This window comes from Aeromonas sp. 600724 (genome assembly GCF_049175135.1).
Classification (GTDB): Bacteria; Pseudomonadota; Gammaproteobacteria; order Enterobacterales; family Aeromonadaceae; genus Aeromonas; species Aeromonas veronii_A.
Genome location: NZ_JAAKUM010000003.1, coordinates 26,217 through 46,058 on the forward strand (window position 1 = coordinate 26,217; position 19,842 = coordinate 46,058).

At 60.7% G+C, this 19,842-nt stretch carries 19 protein-coding genes; 12 read left to right on the forward strand and 7 right to left on the reverse strand.

Annotation, left to right across the window (positions count from 1 at the left end):
* Positions 1 to 19 precede the first annotated feature (19 nt).
* Entirely contained in the window at positions 20 to 784 is a 765-nt protein-coding gene (gene cysZ, locus G5168_RS03600) for a sulfate transporter CysZ (RefSeq protein ID WP_110302675.1), read from the forward strand.
* A gap of 145 nt (positions 785 to 929) precedes the next feature.
* Positions 930 to 1,544: a trimeric intracellular cation channel family protein gene (locus G5168_RS03605; RefSeq protein WP_005338456.1), complete on the forward strand. Its 615-nt coding sequence runs from the start codon at positions 930 to 932 to the stop codon at positions 1,542 to 1,544.
* Positions 1,545 to 1,629: 85 nt separating this feature from the next.
* Here the strand turns inward: G5168_RS03605 and G5168_RS03610 are convergent, their stop codons facing one another.
* The 4 genes from G5168_RS03610 to G5168_RS03625 all read right to left on the reverse strand — a co-directional run bounded on the left by G5168_RS03610 (position 1,630) and on the right by G5168_RS03625 (position 4,980).
* On the reverse strand, positions 1,630 to 1,881 hold the full coding sequence (locus G5168_RS03610) for a lipoprotein (RefSeq protein ID WP_005338457.1): 252 nt from the start codon (positions 1,879 to 1,881) through the stop codon (positions 1,630 to 1,632).
* A gap of 47 nt (positions 1,882 to 1,928) precedes the next feature.
* The gene (locus tag G5168_RS03615) at positions 1,929 to 2,474 is read right to left on the reverse strand and encodes a DUF882 domain-containing protein (protein ID WP_005338458.1); all 546 of its coding nucleotides are present in this window, start codon (positions 2,472 to 2,474) and stop codon (positions 1,929 to 1,931) included.
* A gap of 164 nt (positions 2,475 to 2,638) precedes the next feature.
* Positions 2,639 to 4,123: a L,D-transpeptidase family protein gene (locus G5168_RS03620; protein ID WP_421251856.1), complete on the reverse strand. Its 1,485-nt coding sequence runs from the start codon at positions 4,121 to 4,123 to the stop codon at positions 2,639 to 2,641.
* Between the two features lie 92 nt (positions 4,124 to 4,215).
* On the reverse strand, positions 4,216 to 4,980 hold the full coding sequence (locus tag G5168_RS03625; protein WP_040066665.1) for a substrate-binding periplasmic protein: 765 nt from the start codon (positions 4,978 to 4,980) through the stop codon (positions 4,216 to 4,218).
* Between the two features lie 316 nt (positions 4,981 to 5,296).
* Between G5168_RS03625 and G5168_RS03630 the strand changes: the two genes are divergently transcribed.
* The 5 genes from G5168_RS03630 (at position 5,297) to G5168_RS03650 (ending at position 10,790) form a co-directional block, all read left to right on the forward strand.
* The gene (locus G5168_RS03630) at positions 5,297 to 5,842 is read left to right on the forward strand and encodes a hypothetical protein (protein ID WP_041202288.1); all 546 of its coding nucleotides are present in this window, start codon (positions 5,297 to 5,299) and stop codon (positions 5,840 to 5,842) included.
* A gap of 55 nt (positions 5,843 to 5,897) precedes the next feature.
* On the forward strand, positions 5,898 to 6,917 hold the full coding sequence (locus G5168_RS03635) for a glycosyltransferase family 2 protein (RefSeq protein WP_058056731.1): 1,020 nt from the start codon (positions 5,898 to 5,900) through the stop codon (positions 6,915 to 6,917).
* Entirely contained in the window at positions 6,914 to 7,285 is a 372-nt protein-coding gene (locus G5168_RS03640) for a GtrA family protein (protein WP_005338463.1), read from the forward strand. Before G5168_RS03635 ends, G5168_RS03640 begins: the two co-directional genes overlap by 4 nt.
* Positions 7,285 to 8,451: a hypothetical protein gene (locus tag G5168_RS03645; protein ID WP_005338464.1), complete on the forward strand. Its 1,167-nt coding sequence runs from the start codon at positions 7,285 to 7,287 to the stop codon at positions 8,449 to 8,451. Before G5168_RS03640 ends, G5168_RS03645 begins: the two co-directional genes overlap by 1 nt.
* A gap of 227 nt (positions 8,452 to 8,678) precedes the next feature.
* On the forward strand, positions 8,679 to 10,790 hold the full coding sequence (locus G5168_RS03650) for an alpha-amylase (RefSeq protein ID WP_421251857.1): 2,112 nt from the start codon (positions 8,679 to 8,681) through the stop codon (positions 10,788 to 10,790).
* A gap of 75 nt (positions 10,791 to 10,865) precedes the next feature.
* Here G5168_RS03650 and G5168_RS03655 read toward each other — a convergent pair whose 3' ends face one another.
* A complete protein-coding gene (locus G5168_RS03655) occupies positions 10,866 to 11,492 on the reverse strand; it encodes a glutathione S-transferase (protein ID WP_421251858.1) in 627 nt (208 codons plus the stop codon).
* A gap of 170 nt (positions 11,493 to 11,662) precedes the next feature.
* On the opposite strand from G5168_RS03655, the gene G5168_RS03660 reads away from it, so the two are divergent.
* The 4 genes from G5168_RS03660 to G5168_RS03675 all read left to right on the forward strand — a co-directional run bounded on the left by G5168_RS03660 (position 11,663) and on the right by G5168_RS03675 (position 15,236).
* Positions 11,663 to 12,307 carry a response regulator gene (locus G5168_RS03660; RefSeq protein WP_005338467.1) on the forward strand — a complete coding sequence of 215 codons (645 nt, stop codon included), beginning with the start codon at positions 11,663 to 11,665 and terminating at the stop codon, positions 12,305 to 12,307.
* A 113-nt stretch (positions 12,308 to 12,420) separates the two neighbouring features.
* Complete coding sequence (locus G5168_RS03665; protein WP_421172076.1) at positions 12,421 to 13,017, forward strand: TetR/AcrR family transcriptional regulator; 597 nt, start codon at positions 12,421 to 12,423, stop codon at positions 13,015 to 13,017.
* 82 nt (positions 13,018 to 13,099) lie between these two features.
* Positions 13,100 to 13,978, forward strand: a complete 879-nt coding sequence (locus G5168_RS03670) for an alpha/beta hydrolase (protein WP_236272506.1) — start codon at positions 13,100 to 13,102, stop codon at positions 13,976 to 13,978.
* A gap of 112 nt (positions 13,979 to 14,090) precedes the next feature.
* A complete protein-coding gene (locus tag G5168_RS03675; protein ID WP_005347843.1) occupies positions 14,091 to 15,236 on the forward strand; it encodes a patatin-like phospholipase family protein in 1,146 nt (381 codons plus the stop codon).
* A gap of 28 nt (positions 15,237 to 15,264) precedes the next feature.
* Here G5168_RS03675 and G5168_RS03680 read toward each other — a convergent pair whose 3' ends face one another.
* On the reverse strand, positions 15,265 to 17,217 hold the full coding sequence (locus G5168_RS03680) for a cation:proton antiporter (protein WP_421251859.1): 1,953 nt from the start codon (positions 17,215 to 17,217) through the stop codon (positions 15,265 to 15,267).
* Between the two features lie 118 nt (positions 17,218 to 17,335).
* Between G5168_RS03680 and G5168_RS03685 the strand changes: the two genes are divergently transcribed.
* On the forward strand, positions 17,336 to 18,238 hold the full coding sequence (locus G5168_RS03685) for a GGDEF domain-containing protein (RefSeq protein ID WP_164537497.1): 903 nt from the start codon (positions 17,336 to 17,338) through the stop codon (positions 18,236 to 18,238).
* 77 nt (positions 18,239 to 18,315) lie between these two features.
* Here the strand turns inward: G5168_RS03685 and tilS are convergent, their stop codons facing one another.
* Positions 18,316 to 19,674: a tRNA lysidine(34) synthetase TilS gene (gene tilS, locus G5168_RS03690; RefSeq protein WP_421251860.1), complete on the reverse strand. Its 1,359-nt coding sequence runs from the start codon at positions 19,672 to 19,674 to the stop codon at positions 18,316 to 18,318.
* Positions 19,675 to 19,842 lie beyond the last annotated feature (168 nt).

Below are 19,842 nucleotides of genomic sequence, written 5' to 3' on the forward strand. Positions count from 1 at the left end.
ATGCATAGATGGAGCTCACATGAGCCAATCACCCCATATGGTCAAAGATTCAATCAGCGGTGCAGACTACTTTCTGCGCGGTTTTTCCCTCATTCGCCAACCGGGCATCCGCACCTTTGTGCTGATCCCCCTGCTGGTCAACTTCGTGCTGTTTGCCGGGGCCTTCTATGCCCTGCTGCTACAACTGGACGGCCTGTTCGCCTGGCTCCATCAGCAGATCCCCGCCTGGCTCGACTGGCTGGACTATCTGCTGTGGCCCATCGCCCTCATCACCATACTGGTGGTCTTCTCCTTCCTGTTCAGCTCGGTGGCCAACTGGGTAGCCGCTCCCTTCAACGGCCTGCTGGCGGAGAAAGTCGAGCAGATCCTCACCGGTCAGCCCGCCAATGACAGCGGCATGCTGGATATCGTCAAGGATGTGCCACGTACCTTCGGCCGCGAATGGACCAAGCTGAAGTATTACCTGCCCAAGGCCATCGGCTGCCTGATCCTGTTCCTGATCCCGGTGGTGGGCCAGACCCTGGCGCCTGTGCTCTGGTTCCTGTTCAGCGCCTGGATGATGGCGATCCAGTATGTGGATTATCCGTTCGACAACCACAAGATCGACTTCATCACCATGCGCGATGCGTTGAAGCAACGCCGCGGCAAGTGCCTCAGCTTCGGCGCTTTGGTGACCCTCTTCTCCGCCATTCCGGTGGTGAACCTCTTCGTGATGCCGGTTGCCATCTGTGGTGCCACCGCCATGTGGGTCGATCACTACCGGCAGGAGCAGTTGGGGCGCTAACCCTTGAACATTGATTAGAAAAAGGCACCCGAAACGGTGCCTTTTCGTATTTAGCATGAATTAAATTAATGCATGCATTCGATAGCTTGTCCCATATGACACGAGTTGGTAGGATTCTGGCCTTTCTCGTTCCCTGGGATATCTCATGTTACATGCACTCTTCTTGGTTGGCTTGGTGGCCGAAGGGATGACCGGCGCGCTGGCCGCGGGTCGGCGACGGATGGATCTGTTTGGTGTGGTGATCATCGCCTCGGCGACGGCCATCGGTGGTGGCACCATCCGCGATGTGCTGCTCGGCCACTATCCGCTGCTCTGGATTGAGCATCCGGAATACGTGCTGCTGGTTGCCGCAGCCGCGATGGCGGGTGTGGTCTCCGCCCCCCTGATGCGCTATCTCGGCAAGCTGTTCATGGCCCTTGATGCCCTGGGACTGGTGGTCTTCTCTATCTTCGGTGCGGCCCGAGCGCTGGATATGGGCCACGGCGCCGGTATTGCCTGCATCATGGCGGTAGTGACTGGGGTCTTTGGCGGGGTGCTGCGGGATCTGCTCTGCCAGCGGATTCCACTGGTATTTCGTCGCGAGCTCTATGCAGCCATTTCGCTGATCACCGCAGCCCTCTACTGTCTGGCGCTGGATCAGGGCTTGCCGACCAACTGGGCCGCGTTCGGTTCCATCGGAATCGGCTTTGTGCTACGGCTGCTGGCGGTACGCTTCAAGTGGGGTCTGCCCACCTTCAACTACCAGTACGCGACCCACTGAGTACGCCAGCTTCTGGCGAAGCAGGTTGGATTACGAACAACAAAAAAGCGCCCGAGTGGCGCTTTTTTCATGGACGTTCTGCGACTCAGTTAATCCCTTCCGAGCTGAAGAAGGTCGCCTTGTCGGCGATAAAGCGGATCTTGATGTTCTTCCCTTCCCCGCCCCAGAGGCAGCTAGTGGTGCCCAAGGCATCATCACAGCGCTCCGCCTTGCCCAGAATGGTGCTGGCCTCGGCGTAACTCATCCCCATCTTCAACTGGTCGTAATTTTCACGGTTGAGCTTGCTGCAACCGGTCAACAACAGGGCGATCAGGCCGCCAATCACTATCTTTTTCATCGCTATCTCCTCTCTGGTGGGAAGAGCTTGGCAGCTTGCCATCCCCTTTACCAGCTGCGCACCGGGCCGGTATCGAGGTGAACGAAGTTATCACGGGGATAGTAACCAACCCCACCCACCTTGAGCTGGAGCGCCGCCTTGCGCAGATGGGCCAGCTGTACACCGGGGATCCGCACATCCACCGCCTGCCCCAGGGTGTGGTAGCTGTGCTTGGCCACGCCGCGGCTCTTGTGGCGCTTCTGACGATTGGTCGCCGGAGCGCGATAGCCGGAGATCAGCTGAATTTCACTGCGCCGGCCCAGCTTGTGCTGCAACAGAAACAGCTGATCAAACAGCTTCTTGTCGATGTTGAACACTTCGTTGCGCCGGTAATCGCGGAAAATGTGGTTGAGCTCGGCCAATCCGTCGCTCAGATAGTGGCCGTTTTCCCAATAGCTGGCGCGCACCCGCTCGCCGGTATTGAGATTGAAGAAACTGAGTTCACGCCCGGTGGTACTGCGGCTGGCCAGTGCAGGGAAGGAGATCAGCGAGCTGCCCAGCAGGCAACCGGCTCCCAACAACAGGCGACGTCGACTTATCTCTTGTTCCAGCATAAGGGGTTCGTCCATCGCAGATTCAAGCGAAAATAGTTGAATAAGATCACTGATTGAATGTGATACAGGCGCTTGAAACTACCCTCCGGCGGGGGGGCCTGTCAAACCTCTATCGCCCATAGAAAAGCCCGGCACAGGCCGGGCTTTTCACTCTGTGGCAGGGATCACAGCAGGCGGCTCTGGAAGCTGACCCGATCAAATCCGTAGATGTCGTTACGCAGTTGCTGGCGACCATTTTCGTCGATCCAGCTGCTCCAGTAGACGGTAAAGACCGGGATAGGCGTGGTGAGCGGCAACCATTTGGTCTGGCTCTCCTTGAGGATATTGGCCACCTTGTCCGGCTGATAGCGGGAATCGGCCAACAACAGCTCGGCCAGATCGTCCGCATGTTCCACCCGGATGCAGCCCGAACTGAAGGCGCGCGCCCCCTGCTCGAACAGCGCCTTGCGCGGGGTGGAGTGCAGATAGATGGCGTCATTGTTGGGCAGGTAGAACTTGTAGCGCCCCAGGGCATTGTGATCACCCGGCTTTTGCCGCAGGCGATAGGGGAAACCGGCGGCCAGCGCCTGATGCCACCCCTCTTCGGTAAACTGGACCGGATTGCCCTCGCTGTCGATCACCTCGAACTGCTCGCGACTCAAATAGGCGGGATCGCGACCCAGCTTGGGCAGGATGTCCTTGCTCAGGATCGAGCGCGGCACATGCCAGGAGGGGTTGAGCACGATGGAGCGAATTTCGCTGGCCAGAATGGGCGTGGCCCGCTGCTCCTTGCCGACGATAACCCGGCTGGTAAACACCTCGTTGCCGGACTCCACCACGCTCAGGCGGTAGTCGGGAATATTGACCAGCACGTAGCGGCCACCGGCGAGCTGATCCACCAGATCGCGACGCCACAGGTTGCGCAGCAGCAGGCTGGCGCGCACTTGCGGGCCGGTATTGAGCCAGGAGCGGGTCTGACGACCGATAATGCCGTCCACGGTGAGACCATGACGACGCTGGAACTGCTTGATGGCCTGCTCGGTATCACCATCGTAAATCTGATCACCATGGCTCGGGGCGCTGTCGCCCAGCTCGTTGAGCATGGCGCGGATTTGGCCGAGCTCGGCGGAGCTCTCTCCGGCACGCAGGGTCGGCATATCGAGAGTCGGCCACTTGCTGGCCATCGGCATTGCCAGCAGTTTGTGCACTTTGGCCCGCACCGCCTCGTATTCCGCCACCTGAGGGCGCAGGGATTTCACCTGGGTGAGCAGGTCATCATCGCTGGGTTGGGTCACCACAGGGCGGTTCAAATCGAGCTTGAGGGTCTTCATCTGCTCGCGAGAGACCAGATCCATCCCCCGCCAGGCGTGCTGGAAACGACTGAGCTTGGCAAAAATGTCGTCATAGATGGCGCCACGCTTGTCTGCTGGGGTGGCCTGCAGGCGCTTCCACAGCGTGAAAAAATCGGGATGCAGCTGAGCAAGCACAGCCTCTTGCAGCTGCTGTTCCAGCTCGACACGGGCCTGTTCGGCCTGACTGCCCTGATACCAGTCGTGCCCGGTTTCACTGGCCGCCACTACGACTTGTGCTTCGGTCGCATGTACCGCGCCAGCGGGCAAACATCCCAGCCACACCAGATTGGCAAGGGCCAGCCAATACTTCATCCCCATGGGTACCTCAAAACGGTTTGTTCACTCTGTCGGGCCTGACAAGCAGACCCGATGCTCAGGCCGCTCATGATGCGTGAACGGCCAATACTTTGCTAGCGCCCGGGGGCATAACGCTGCCAGATAATGTCATACGCATCTGTCTCCTTGAACCGCGCCAACGCCTGATTGAATTGTTGCAAGAACTGCGGCGAAAAGCTGCGCTTGCCCAACATAAAGAAGCTCGGCGATTCAGATACCACCATGGGGTGACTGGTGAACAAACCGCTCATCCCCTCCTTGCTAAGGGCGCTGGGGGTAGCCAACATGTCACCGAGGAAACCGTCGATCCGCCCGCGGGCCAGCTTCTCAAAATTTTGCTGGTCGCTCACTGCACTCACCTGTTTGGCATAGCGAGCGAGCAGCGACATCACTTCATCGCCATAGAAGTACTCTTTGGTGACACCGAGGGAGTAACCACTGGCCAGCCAGCTCGCCAGCTCCTGCTCGGGGTAGTGGCTGCCCTTGCGGATCCACAGCAAGGTGCGCCCCGGGTTGTAGGAGTCGGAAAACCAGGCATAACGGGCGCGCTCATCATTGATATTCGCCTCCATCGCCATGTCTATCTCGCCATGCTCCATTTCGTGCAGTACCCGCTTCCAGGGCAGCTCCACATAGTTGACCTTGCAGTGCATGGAAGTGAGCACAGCCGTCAGCACCTCGGCTGCATAACCGCGCACCTCTTGCGGTGAGTCGGCTTCGTAATAATGGTAGGGGGGCCAGTTATCGTAACCGACCTGAATAGGCTCGGGACACAGGGCCTTGGCCAATGCCATTGGCGCCCATAATCCAAGCAACAGACAGCAAGAGATCCACTTCATATGTCATCCTTGACGAATAAGTGAGTCATCATAAATCGCCCCCTGCAAAATGGCGATAGAGGCCAGATGACTATCGCATCCGCTAGAAAATGACGCAGCAAAGCACGTCTATTTGCCAATTGCTCCGCCGGAGCGCCACTGGCAACCTGCACCCCGCGAGACCTGTTTAACCGGGAAACAGCAACGTTTGGAACAGGGGTAAAAAGGGGTTAATATGTGACCAAATATTTTTTTGTGATCCACTATGCTTTTTTTGCAATTGGATTAGCATATGCGCGACATCGGCCTACCCATTCTGTCAGGCATAGAGAGTGATATGACGTACAAAAAGTTCGGTTTTTTGACTGCCATTCTGGCGTTAAGCGGTTTTTATCTTTACACCCTCTATCTGGCTGCTCACCCCAACGTGAGCCTGGCCTACAAACTCTATTATCTGGAAGGCAAAACCCGCTTCTGGGAACACAACTCCAGCATGACCTATCAGCCGGGTAACGAGCTCAATCTGACCAAGCCGAGCCGCTTCCTCTCCAGCGAAGGCTGGGCCAAGAAGCCGAGCGACGAAGGTACCCTGCTCAGCGGTCAGGGCGGTCTCTACTTTGTGCTGCCCAAGCAGGCGGCCAATCCGGATCAGCTTACCGTACAGGCCCGCATCAACAGCCCGGAAGCCGGTGCCCTGTTGAAAGTGGCGCTGGGTCACGACTTCACCACCACGGTGAAACTGGCCAAAGCGGGCATCAACGAAATCCGCCTCAGTCTGCCCGGCGACTCACTCACGGCAGATCCCAAGCGCCCCAATTTTCTGGCGCTCTCGGCACCTACTCCCATCAATGTGCAGTCGGTACGTTTGACCGTAGCCCAGTGATCCTTGCCCCGAATACCATTTTATAAAAACAACTATCCCAAATAAGGACGTTCTTATGTCGCATCCAGATTTTCGACTCTCTCTGGTCGTTCCCGTTTACAACGAGGAAGAGAGCATCGATGCCTTCATCAACGCGATAGACAACGAACTGGCCCCGCTGAAAGACCAGCTTGAAATTGTATTCGTCAACGATGGCAGTCGTGACCGCACCCGTGAAGTGGTCGAGCAGGCCATCGCCCGTGACCCGCGCGTGACCCTGGTCAACCTGGCACGCAACTTCGGTAAAGAAGCGGCCCTGACCGCCGGTCTGCATCAGGCCAAAGGGGATGCCATCGTGCCGATGGACGTGGATCTGCAAGACCCGCCCGCCCTGATCCTGGAGTTCGTCAAACTGTGGCAGACCGGTGACTATGACACCGTCTACGGCATCCGCGTCGATCGCAGCGCCGATACCCCGATGAAGCGCCTGACTGCCGGTGGCTTCTACCGCTTCTTCAACGCCCTATCCACCAGCACCAAGCTGCCGGAGAACGCAGGTGACTTCCGCCTGATCGACCGTCGAGTGGTCGAGGCGATCAAGCTGCTGCCAGAGCGCAACCGCTTTATGAAGGGTCTGTTTGCCTGGGCCGGTTTCCGTGCCGTTGGCGTCCCCTACGAGCGCCCGGCCCGTCACGCCGGTGAAACCAAGTTCAACTACTGGAAACTGTGGAACTTCGCCCTCGACGGTCTGCTCAGCTTCTCCAGCTGGCCGCTGCGGGTCTGGAGCTATGTGGGGGTCAGCGTCTCGCTGGTCGCCTTCCTCTATATCCTGAAAATCATCACCCAGGTGATCTTCTTCGGCATCGACGTGCCCGGTTACGCCTCCCTGATGTCCGTAGTGCTGTTCCTCGGCGGTATCCAGCTGCTGTCGCTCGGCATCATCGGCGAGTACATCGGCCGCATGTTCGTGGAAGTGAAACAGCGCCCGGTCTACCTCATTGAAGGGGTCTATGGCCAGTATGCCAAGCAGGATGCGGCCAAACCGCAGAGCGCTGACAGCAACCCGCAAGAGCAGCAGGAGCAGGCGCCTCAATGATCTCCCGCGAGGAATTCTGGCGGCTGGTACGTTTCGGTTTTGTCGGCGGGGGGGCTACTCTCGTCGACCTTGGCACCTCCATCGCACTGTTTCATACCTGGCCCACCATCTCGGAGCACCTGGTTACCACGCTGGCTTTTGCCATCGCATTCTGGTTCTCCTTCTTTGGTCACCGCTACATTACCTTCCAGAAGCAGGGAGCCGCCAGCAAGTTTCTGCTGGTCGCCCTCTTCTCGCTGGCGGTGCGTAACCTGATCCTGAGCGGCCTGCTGTTTGCGGGGCTCTCCGGTCTGCTGCCGGTGGTCATCGCCACCCTGACCGTTACCGTCCTCACTTACGTTCTCTCTCGCGTCTGGGTTTTTGCCTGATGAATGATATGACCAATACTGCCCCGCTAACCGGGGCTGCACTCCCCTATCGCCCGTCACTGCGCATCAGCGGCCGTGACTGGCTGATGATCATCGCCGCCTTCATGCTGAGCCGGGTGGCGCTGTATGGCATGGGCTACTTCGGTGTCCAGCTCTATGGTTCCCCCGACATCGGCCCGCTGCAGGCCTATTGCCAGTTCGACTGCGTCTGGTTCCAGCGCATCATCGAAAACGGCTACGACCTCTACCCGCGCTGGCTGAGCAAGGGCAATGCGGCCAACTGGGCCTTTATGCCGCTCTATCCGATGGTCTCCGGTGCCATCTCCAACCTGTTCAATGTCGAGAGCCTGATCGGCCTCATTATTGTTACCAATATCTCTTTCTTCGCCAGCCTGCCGCTGATGCTGCTGGTGTTGCGTCAGCTCAAGCTGGGGGACGATACCGCCCGCTTCGGCGTCTGGCTGCTCGCCTTCTCCCCCTTCTCAGCCTACTTCGTCTCCGGTTATACCGAGTCGACCTTTATGGCGCTGATGCTGGGGATGTTCCTGTTCGCCTATCGGGAGCAGTGGCTGATGGTGGCCGTGCTGGGGGTCTGTATCTCCGCCACCCGCAACCTGGGGGTGATGATGGTCTTCCCGGTGCTGATCCTGGCGCTGCAGGCCTACGGCTGGCGGGAATTTTTCCGCTTTACCGAGCGCGCCTTCAAGGTGGTGTTCACCCTCTGGATGATCCCGTTTGGCCTGTTTGCCTACATGGTCTACCTCTATCATCTGACCGGCGATGCCTTCGCCTTCAAACACATTCAGGTGGCATGGGGTCGCTACATGGACAGCCCGCTGGACTGGTGGCTGAGCGGTTTCGAGCTGGGCGGCCGCAAGGCTTACCTCTCCATCATGGTGATCTTCGGCTGGTGCCTGAACGGCTACCTGTTCAGCCAGAAACGCTGGGCGGAAGCGACCCTGATGTTCATCTGCTGCACCATCCCGCTGATGACCGGCCTCAACGCCATGCCACGCTACATGTTCGGGCTCTACCCGACCCTGCTGGCCATCATTCTGCTGACCCATCGCTGGCCCGCCATCCGCCCGGCGGTGCTCTGCATCAGCGGCATGGTTGCCTCCTTCATCGCGGTGGCCTTCGTCAACTTCAAGTTCTTCACCGTCTGATGTGACGACGATGCCTGATACACCAAATGCCGGTCACCTGACCGGCATTTTTTATGGCCGCTATTTTTATCGACAGAGCGTCCCTCTCCTCTCCGTCACACTTTCCTCGGCTTGAAAACGTAACCATTTGAACTGATGTCACAAATCGGCATTTTGCCGATCCAAGGCGCGCTTTGCTGCTCCTAGAATGGGCCCTTGTCCGAACTGCCCTGCTCAAGGAATGGCTTATGCGTCGTGCTCATCACTTATCCCCTCTCTGGCTTGCCCTGCTGGCCGCCCCTCTGTTCACCCCACAGGCGATGGCCGCCCCCGAGGTTCGCCTCTATGTGGATGGTCAACCGGTAGCGGCCCCGATCGCGCTGGACAAGGGCACGGTGGAGCTGACTCACCCTCTTGCCAAGGGGAGCCACCAGCTCCGCATCAGCGACGCAGACAACAGTTGCGGTACCAGCTTTGGTCCGAGCGAGAGCAAGCCGCTCCCCTTCGGCACCGCCCAGCCCATGGACAAATGCAGCAAGGATCAGAGCTTTACCCTTCGGGTGATGCTGGCCGGGGAGTATCAGTTCACCTTCAACCCGGATACCCCCAGCCTCAAGGTGCTGCGGGCGACCAAGAAGAGCGAATTCAAACGCCAGCCACCAGAAGAGCCCTGCATCAGCTGGGATGGCGGCCCGGTCACGGTGTCGCTCAAAGGGGTCTGGCCCGACGGCACCCGACTGCGGGATGCCTACTCGAAACAGGAGGCGGTGGTCAAACAGGGCAAACTGACCCTGACCCCGAGCAAAGAGAGCGGCGGCCTGCTGCTGCTCGAGCCGGTCAAGGCAGCCAAGCCAGCACCATTCAGCTGGGATCAGGCGAGCGTCTATTTTCTGCTGACCGATCGCTTCCACAATGGTGACCCCGCCAACGACCACAGTTTCGGGCGCCAAAAGGATGGTCAAGACGAGGTGGCCACCTGGCACGGCGGCGACTTCAAGGGGCTGACCGAGAAGCTCGACTACATCAAGAGCCTCGGCATGAACGCCATCTGGATCACCCCCATGGTGGAGCAGGTGCACGGCTTTATCGGCGGTGGCGAGCAGGGCAACTTCCCCTTCTACGCCTACCACGGCTACTGGGCGCTCGACTTCACCAAGATTGACCCCAACTATGGCGATGAAGAGAGTCTGAAAACCCTGGTGGATGAGGCCCACAAGCGCGGCATGCGGATCATCCTCGACGTGGTGATGAACCACGCCGGTTACGCCACCCTCGCCGATCTGCAAGATCTGGGGCTCACCGAACTGACTCAGAACAGCAGCAAACTGCCGACCGTCTGGAACCAGTGGCGCCCGAGCGGTGGCCTCAACTGGCATGGTTACAACCAGTTCATCGACTATCAATCACTCGCGTGGAACAAGTGGTGGAGTGGTGACTGGGTGCGCGCCGGTCTGCCCGGCTACCCGCAGCCCGGCACCGACGATGTCACCGGCTCGGTGGCGGGGCTGCCGGACTTTCTGACCGAATCGACCAAACCGGTAGGGCTGCCGCCACTGTTGGCGGCGAAAAAGGATACCCTCGCCAAGGCGCTGCCCGACGCTACCGTGAGCGACTACCTGATCGCCTGGCACACCGACTGGGTGCGTCGCTTTGGCATCGACGGCTTCCGCGCCGACACCGTCAAGCATCTGGAGCCCGAGGTGTGGGCCAAGCTCAAGCAGGCGGGCACCGCTGCACTCAAGGAGTGGAAAGCCGCCAACCCGGACAAGGCCCTCGACGCTCTGCCCTTCTACATGGTGGGTGAGGTGTGGGATCACGGGGTCGCCAAGGATTTCTGGTATCAGAACGGTTTCGATTCCCTGATCAACTTCGACTATCAGCGCGAGTTCGCACTGTCACAGGCCCAGTGCATGGCCAGCGCCGAGCCCACCTATGCCAGCTACGCCAGCCGCATCAATCAGGATCCCGAGTTCAACGTGTTGAGCTACATCAGCTCCCACGACACCAAGCTGTTCTTTGGAGACTATCAGGATGTGCCGCTACAGCGCCGGGTCGCCAACAGCTTTATGCTGCTGCCAGGCGGCATCCAGCTCTACTACGGCGACGAGTCCGGCCGCGGGCTGGCCAAGAATGGCGGGGTGTTCGATCAAGGCTTGCGCTCGGATATGAACTGGCAGGATCTGGCTAGCGGAGACAAGGCTGAGCTGGTCAAGCACTGGCAGCAACTGGGCCAGTTCCGCGCCGCCCATCCGGCCATTGCGGCAGGCAGCCACCAGAAACTCTCGGATGCCCCCTACGCCTTCGTGCGGGAGAAGGGGGATGACAAGGTGGTGGTGGTCTTTGCCGGTCGGCAGAAGTAACTCTTGGGCCATATTTACCAGCAACAGAGAGGGGAGCCACTGGCTCCCCTCTCTCATTTATCCATATGCCATGGTTCACTGTGACTGGCGCGCCGCTACTGGCCACTGCAACCGCGCCTTGAGCAGGGTCTCCTGCCACAGAGGCCAAGAAAGCAGCGCCTGCTGATAGGCTCCGGCCTGACCGGGCAACAGGATGCCGTAGCTGGCCAGCCGATAGGCCATCACCGCATAGAAGGCATCGACAATGCCCGCCTCGCCAAAGTAGAAAGGGCCCCGCGCCTGCGACCAGATCTCCTGCAAACGGGCCAGCTCGCCGACCGCCTCCACCGGGGGATCGATACGGGTTGGCGCCCCAAGAAAGAAGGGGAGCAGAGAACGGATCTGCCGAAATCCCGCGTGCAACTCGGCGCAGAGGCTGCGAGCCAGTGCCCGCTCGGCCAGCGAAACCGGATAGAGCTGACGGTCGGGACAGAGCTCGTGAACATATTCGGCGATGGCCAGCGAGTCGTGAACCCGCAAGCCATCGTGTTCGAGCCAGGGCACCAGACCGGCCGGTGCCAGCCGCTTGAGCCGCGCCAGCGACTTGGCATCCTCCAGATCGAACACCTGCTCCTGCCACGTCAGCCCGCTCATGGCGAGCACCAGTGCCGCTCGCATCGCCCAGGTGGAGCCGGTGCCCACCGCCAATACCAAGGATCCCATCTGTTGCCTCCTGCATGAGTTGCCTGCGACCGGCCGATCTGCCCTGATGGCAAAACATCCGATGTTCGCTTCACATTTGCGCACCGGCGGGTTTGACCCTCTTGGTGAGCGATGCTAGTTTGATTTTTCAAAACAATCAGTTAGCAACAATGTGAGCCATTAACCGAAATATGGACAGCCAATTTACCATCGTCATCGCAGATGACCACCCCCTGTTTCGGGGCGCCCTTTACCAAGCGGTGCACATGGCCATCAACGACGCTCAATTGCTGGAAGCGGACTCCATCGACAGCCTGACCAGCCTGCTCGGCGAGCACCCCGAAGTTGACCTGTTGCTGCTCGATCTCAAGATGCCGGGAGCCAATGGCTTCGAGGGGCTGGCCCACCTGCGCGGCCAGTATCCCGACCTGCCCATCGTGGTGGTCTCCGCCTCGGAAGATGCGGCCATCATCCAGCAGGTGCTGCGGCTCGGGGCGCTCGGCTTCATTCCCAAGTCGGTGCCGATGAAGGAGCTGGTCAATGCCCTCAATACGGTGATCGGGGGGGATAACTGGGTGCCGGAAGGCATCTCGCTCCATCCTGAATCGGAAGACGGCCCCGATTTCGCCAGCAAGCTGGCCAGCCTCACCCCCCAGCAGTACAAGGTGCTGATCATGCTGCGCGATGGCAGCCTGAACAAACAGATCGCCTGGGAGCTCAACGTCTCCGAGGCCACCATCAAGGCCCATATCACCGCCATCTTCAGAAAACTGGGCGTCAAGAACCGAACTCAGGCGGTTATCGCCCTGCAACAGCTCGATATCAAGGAGAGCTGAACCCCGCGCGCAGTGACACGCGCGAGACGAAATAGCCAGCCATGCTGGCTATTTGTTGCTCGACAATTAGCACGATCGTACTTTATGCTGCCAGCGCCAACGAGGAGAGTGTGATGAGCAAGGGGCGCCTGACCCGGGAAACCATTTTGCAGACTGCCTTTGAGCAGGCGAGCCAGCAAGGGCTGGAGAGCCTGACCATCGGCTCGCTGGCCAGTGCCTGCGAGATGTCCAAAAGCGGCCTGTTTGCCCACTTTCAATCCCGCGACAATCTGCAGATAGCCGTGCTGGAGTACGCCGCCGAGGTGTTCCGGCTGCGGGTGATCCAGCCGGTACGTCAGCAGGAGCACCAGTGCCAGCACGACAAGCTGATCGCCCTGCTGCGTGCCTGGCAGGCGTGGAACCACTGCTTCGCCGGACGCTGCATGTTCCTCGACGCCTGGACCTCGGTGCAGGATGGCCATGAGCAAGAGAGCCCTGTACAACAAGCCGCCCGGCAACTGGTGCGCTTCTGGCTCGACTATCTGGCCCGTCAGGTGGTGCAGGGTCAAGCCGCAGGCGAGTGGCGACGGGAGATGGATCCCTGGCGCGCCGTTTACCGCCTCTATGGCCTCTATCTGGCGGATCAGGTGTTCAACGATCTCGAACTGTGTCAGGATCCGGCCCGCCACTTCTGGCCCGAGGTGGACGCTCTGCTGAGCAGCTGGCGCTGATGTTTTGGCATCCGTTCAACACTAATTTTTAAAAATCAACAAAAAAGCACGACCGTTCGCACATAAAAACCACAGGATGACCATGAGCAGCAAGATCTACTTCAACACCAGCCGCTTCAGCCCGAGCAAATGGCTGCTGGGGATCGGCACCCGGTTACACCACAGACTCGCCCCCACCCATGCCAAGCGCACCGCCAGCAAGTTGCTGCTCACCCCCCAGCGCAATCAGCGGGATGGCCACGAACCTGCCGGTCTGGTGAAGCAGGCCGTCCATACCAGCGAAGGGGTATTGATGAGCTATCGGCTCGGTCAGGGGCCGCTGTGGCTGCTGATGCACGGCTGGTCCGGCAGCGCCAGCCAGTTCTATCCGCTGATGAGCCATATCGCCGCGCAAGGTTTCACCGCCATTGCCTACGATCATCCGGCCCACGGCCAGAGCGCAGGCAACACTGGCCACCTGCCCCGCTTCGTGCGCGCCTTCGACGAACTGGCGACCAAGCTGGCCAGCGAAGTATGCCCGCTGCACGGGGTCATCGCCCACAGCATGGGAGGCGCCGTCACCCTCTCCAGCCGTCAGGCGGGTATCGATACCCTGCCGCTGCTGTTGATTTCGCCGGTGCTCGACTATGTGCCCCAGCTCTACGGCATGGTGGCGCGCTCCGGCTACTCCATCCGGTTGTTCGATGCGGTGGTCAAGGAGATTGAGCAGGAGTACCAGCACCCCTTGAGCACGGTTGATCCGCTGGGCCGACTCGCCAGTCGCAGCGGCGCGGCGATGATCGTGCACGACGAGGAGGACAGATTTGCCCCGCACGGCGATTCCTTGCGGGCCAGTCAGGATGGTCATACCCGGCTGGTGAGCACCCGGGGTCTGGGCCACGGTCGCATCCTCGCCAGCGCCCCGGTATTCGCCGCCTTCGATCAGCTGGCGCGGCCGGAAAATCCTCACCGCGCCCTTTGACACGGGGCCATGAAAAAAACGGGCGAGCGCCCGTTTTTATATTTGATACAGCGCCTTATAGTTAACTTGTCAGTGGGAACATTCTTGTCAGAACACGATAAGGCGCCAGCATATGGCCAGACCCAATACAGCGTTGTTGCTCACCGGTGGCGGTGCTCGCGCCGCCTATCAGGTCGGCGCCCTCAAGGCGATTGCGGAGCTCTACCCGCGCAATCTCGGCATCCCTTTTCCCATCCTTTGCGGCACCTCGGCGGGGGCTATCAATGTCACCGCGCTCGCCTGCTACGCCTCCTGCTTCCATCTGGGGGTGCGCAAGCTGGAGTGGGTCTGGCGCCGTTTCGAGACTCACCACATCTTCGATTTTCACCCGGGGCGCCTGCTGTGGCGGTTGATGTACGAAGGGTCGGCAGGGCTGATCAATCCCCACACCAACCACGCCTTTCACCTCTTTGACAACGCGCCGCTGCACCGCCTGCTGGATCAACTCATCGACTATCACCGCATCGATGACAACATCCTCTACGGCAGTCTGGAGGCGCTGGCCATCACGGCATCGGATTACGATGACGGTCTCTCCACCACCTTCTTTCAGGGGCGGGCCGACCACCATCCTTGGGAGCGGGCCAGACGGCGCGGGGTACGCACCGTGCTTACATCTGAGCATCTGCTCGCCTCCTCGGCGTTGCCCTTCGTCTTTCCGGCCACCCGGATCGGCGAGAAGTTCTACGGCGACGGTTCCATCCACCAGTTGAGCCCGCTCAGCCCCGCCATCCATCTGGGGGCGGAGCGGATCCTGCTGATCACCCTGGATCCGCCAGCCCACTCGGCACCGACCCATCATCACGGCCATCTCACCAGCTCCAATATTGCCAGCCATCTGCTCGATACGGTCTTTACCGACACCCTCAACTCCGATCTGGAGCGGCTGTGGCGCATCAACCAGACTCTGGATCTTATCCCTGAGCGGGAGCGCAATCGCCTCAAGCTGAAGCGGGTGGAGACCTGCGTGCTGAAACCGAGTCAGGATCTCGACACCATCGCACTGGCCTACCTGCGCAAACTGCCGCTAAAGTTGCGCCGCCTGTTGCGGGTGCTGGGTGTGAAGGGGGATGAGACCAGCAGTCTGGCCAGCTTTTTGATGTTCTATCCGGGTTATTGTCAGCAGCTGATCAAGCTGGGCTATCAGGACACCCTGAGGGAGCGGGAGCGGGTCGTCGCCTTCCTCGATATCGAAGGGCTACCAAAAGAGCGGGAGTAAAGGAGGCGGCCGATGAGTGCAAGGGGACTCAGCGCCCCTCCAGCAAACGCTGCTCCGCCTGCTCCATCGCCACCACGGTACCAAACAGGATCAGCCGGTCACCGGCCGCCAGCACCAGCTCGGGTCTGGGTTCCAGACTTTGATCGCCACGCTGCACCTCCTTGATCCGCACCTCATCGAGCGGCAACTCGCGCACTTCACGACCTACCGCCCACGCCTGATCGTGCAGCAACAGAGGATGGAGGCGTTCAAGCAGCTGATCTGCCTCCAGATTGCTGGCGCTCTGATCCCCCCAGTAGAAGCCGTGCAGAAAGCGATACTGGCTGCTGCGCTCCAGCTCCATCCGGCGGATCACCCGACCGATGGGGATATCGCAATTGAGCAGCAGGTGGGAGACCAGCATCAGGGCCCCCTCCTGGGATTCGGGGATCACCTCAAACGCCCCCGCCTGCTTGTACTGCTCCAGAAAACTGTCATCCCGGGTGCGCACCAGCACCTTGAGATCCCCCGCCAGTTCGCGGATCAGTGCCAGCATCGCCTCCACCCGTTTGCGATCATCGAAGGTGATGATCACCAGCCGCGCGCGCAACAACCCGGCGGCCAGCAGAATATCGCGGCGGCTGGCATCGCCGAAGGCTACCTGCTCCCCCGCCAGCTTGGCCTCGCTCACCCGCTCGGGGTCGAGGTCTAGGGCCAGAAAGGGGATCTCCTCGATCTTGAGAAAGCGGGCACAGGTCTGCCCCGCCCGGCCAAAGCCGGCGATGATGACATGCTGGTTTTTGCTCAGGCCCGACTGTGCCACCTCGGAGCGAGTCAGCAGCGCCGGATCGGTGAGGCTGCGGGCCAGCGAATGGGCCTGAGTCACCAGCCAGGGGGTCATGGCGATGGAGATGATGCCGATGCCGATCAGCAGGGAGACCAGTTGCTGATCCAGCAAGCCGTGGTGCAGCGCCAGTGCCAGCAACACGAAGCCAAACTCCCCCATCTGACTGAGCATGATGCCGGCGGCCATGCTGTCGCGCTTTCGCTCCCCCATCAGCCGCCCGGCCAGCAGCACCAGCAGGGATTTGCACAGCACCAGCAACACCACGCAGATCAGCACCTGCCACCAAGCCCGCGCCACCAGTTCCCACTCCATGGCCATGCCGATGGTGATAAAGAAGAGCCCCATCAGCACGTCGCGAAAGGGCTTGATGTCCACCTCCAGCTGATGACGGTAGTGGGACTCCCCCAGCATCATCCCCGCCAGAAACGCCCCCAGCGCCATCGACAGCCCCAGCGAATGGGTCATGTAGGCAGCCAGCAGCGCCACCAGCAGGGCACTCAGCACGAACAACTCGTCGGAGCGGGCTCGCGCCACCTCGTGAAACAACAACGGCAGCAACCACTTGCCCACCGCCAACAGGGTGAATAGAGCAAACAGCCCCTTGAGGGTGGCCCAGGCGATCTCGGCGGCCAGCGCACTCCCCTGCACTTCCGGCTGGGCGAGGATCGGGATCATCACCAGCAGGGGCACCACCGCCAGATCCTGAAACAGCAGCACGCTCACCCCCAGCTGGGCGCGGCGGGTATGGAGCTGCTTCTGCTCGCCGAGCTGCTTGATCACCACAGCCGTGGAGGAGAGCGCCAACGTCCCCGCCACCACCAGCGACTGGGCCAGACCCAGCCCCCACCACCAGCCGATGGCGAAAAAGAGCAGTGACGTGAGCAGCACCTGCAACATCCCGACCCCCAGCACCAACCGGCGCATCGCCAGCAATTTCGGCAGGGAGAACTCCAGCCCCAGCGAGAACATCAGAAAGACGATCCCCAGCTCAGCAATGGTCTGCATGATCGACTGACCGGTGATCACCGCCAGCCCGTGGGGGCCGAGCAAGACGCCGGCAATCAGGTAGGCAAGGATGACCGGCAAGCCGAGGCGCCGGAAAGTTGCCACCAGCAGCACGGCGGCGAACAGCAGGATCAACAGGTCGGTGTACAAATTTTCCTCTCCTTTTATCGACTTAAGCTTAGTCAGCCGATCTGGCGGGCAGGAAAGATATATTGGGCATGCCAATTGCAGGGAGGAGACAGTAGTCAGGTGTTACAGGTGGAAGACCATGGAAAATACGTCGTCACTTAATGGCTTTAGCCATGGCATCGAGCAGTGGGTTCGCCAGATGGAGCGGCTCACGCCGTTGCCCAGCGTTGAACGCAACCAGTTGCTCGAGCAGTTGTTGGGGCAGAGCGATCTCGGCGGTCTGCTGACAACTTTTGCCGATCGTGCGGCAAGAATTGTCAGGATCCACGGTCTCTACCTCGATTGTGGCCAGCCCCATGTGCTGATCCAGCACCCGCCGCTGGCCACCCTCAACCTGCACAACTATCCGTTCGAGCTGCGCGGTCAGCATGGCCAGCTGCTCGGCCAGCTTCACTACGAGCTGGAACATCCGCTGAGCGGCAGTCAGCAACGGGTACTGATGCAATACCATCAGCTGCTCTGCCTGCTGCTCCCCCTCTATCTGCGGCTGGAAAAACTGGATCAGCTGGTCCGGCTCGATCACCTGACCGGCCTTGGCAACCGCTCCTACTTTGACGAGGCCATCGGCCGCGCCATCGAGCAGCACAGCCGCGAGCCCCACGGTCTGGTGCTGGTGCTGCTGGATCTCGATCGCTTCAAGCAGATCAATGATACCTGGGGTCATCCGGTGGGGGATCTGGTGCTGAGCCGTTTTGCCCAGCTGCTCAAGGGGTGTATCCGCAGCACGGATCAAGCCTTCCGGCTCGGGGGAGATGAATTTGCCCTGCTGCTGCAACCGGCCGAACCCGAGGCGTGGCGCCCGGTCTGGCTGCGACTGCAGCATATGTTGATGACCAACAAGGAGCTCAGCACCTTCTCGGTCGGATGCAGCCTTGGCGCCGCCAGCTGGCAATCCGGGGTCGATGTGCAGAGCCTCTACGAGGCGGCCGACAGTCACCTCTACGCCCGCAAGAAAGCCGGCAAGGCCAGCCCTAACGAATAATCCCGAACTCTTCTTTGCTCCGGCACATGCGCGCCATGTGACCGGAGCTTCTTTTTTGGGTTTACGCCGAGATCACCTCAGGCAAGATCCTGCTCGGGCAAAACCGGAGCTGCACCGCACCCCTGCCAGTGACAAACCAGCCCGGCACTCTGTGCCATAAAACCGTCGCAGACAAAGAGCCCCACCACCGCCGCCACCTGCTCGCCATAGTAGAGGATGGGGATGCGTCCCCGTTGCCACGAGGGAACACCATACTCTTGCAGCAGCTTCTTCATCCGCCGACTGCCGCTTCGCCCCACCGGTTTGAGGGGGATCCCGGGCGCCACCTGAAAACGCACCGAGAGCGGTTCATTCGCTCGGGGGGCACGCAACAGATCCTCGCCGTGCTCCGCCATGCGCACCACCAGCTCACCCAACCCGTCCGGCAAGGTCAGCGGCTCACCCACTGTCAGCGGCAACAGCTGATGGCAGGGTTGCAAGTCCGGGCTCACCAGATAGAGCCGCTCCTGAAAACGGCGGCAGCTCTGGCGCCCCCAGTTGAGCTGGGGATTGGCATCGCCGCGCGCCAGCGCTACCTCCTGCCAGAGCCGGGCAAGCTGCTCACGGGATGGCATCTCCCCCCCCTGACGGCGGATCCAGTAGCGCAGCAGGTTGTTGCGCCGGGTGGGCGAGAGGGCGTGTAAGGGGCCGATATGGAGCGCCTCCCCCTCGCCCGCCAGCTGCCAGTCACTCTCGGCCAGCTCCTCCAACAGCGCCTCCTGCTCGGCGCACAGGGCCATGCTGCGCGCAGCGGTCTGGGCCATGGCGGGCCAGCGCGCCTTGAGCTGGGGGATAAGCGTCTGGCGCAAAAAGTTGCGGTCATAACTCACGTCCAGATTGCTCTCATCCTCCACCCAGCCAAAGGGGAGGCTAGCCGCCGCCTCGGCCAGCTCGGCGCGACTCATATCAAGCAGCGGGCGCAGCAACAGGCCACCGGCAAAGGGCTGGCTTGGCAGAATCCCCGCCAGTCCACGCAGACCGGCGCCGCGCTTGAGGGCCAGCAGTAGGGTCTCCAGCTGATCGTCCTGATGGTGGGCGGTGAGCAGCCACTCCCCCTCCCGCATCCGGGCGGTCAGCCTCTGATAACGGGCGGTGCGGGCCTGCGCCTCCAGACTCTCGCCATTGCCACGGGCCAGAGTCACCCGCGCCACCAGCAGCTCAACCGCCAATTGCTGACACACGGTTTCACAATGAGCGACCCACTCATCGGCATGGGGACTGAGGCCGTGGTGCACGTGCAGGGCGCGAAGTGGCAGGCCGTGCTCGCGGGCATACTGCGCCGCCAGTACCAGCAGCAGGGTGGAGTCGAGGCCGCCACTGAAGGCCACCAGCAGACCGGTGGAACCTTCCGGCGCTGGCATAGTCAGACAAAAGCGAGAATAAAGATGAGAAATCATAGGCTTCCCCAAAATGGACCGGCCGATCTTAGCAGAGTCGGGCTTATCAAGCTGCAACCCTGCTGCTAGAGTGAGGCTCGCCCGCCCTCTCCACCAGGCTGGCCGCAAGGCGGCCGCACAACCGGTTGGAGCAAGGAAGATGGGCAGGGAAGCAAACAATCGGAATTG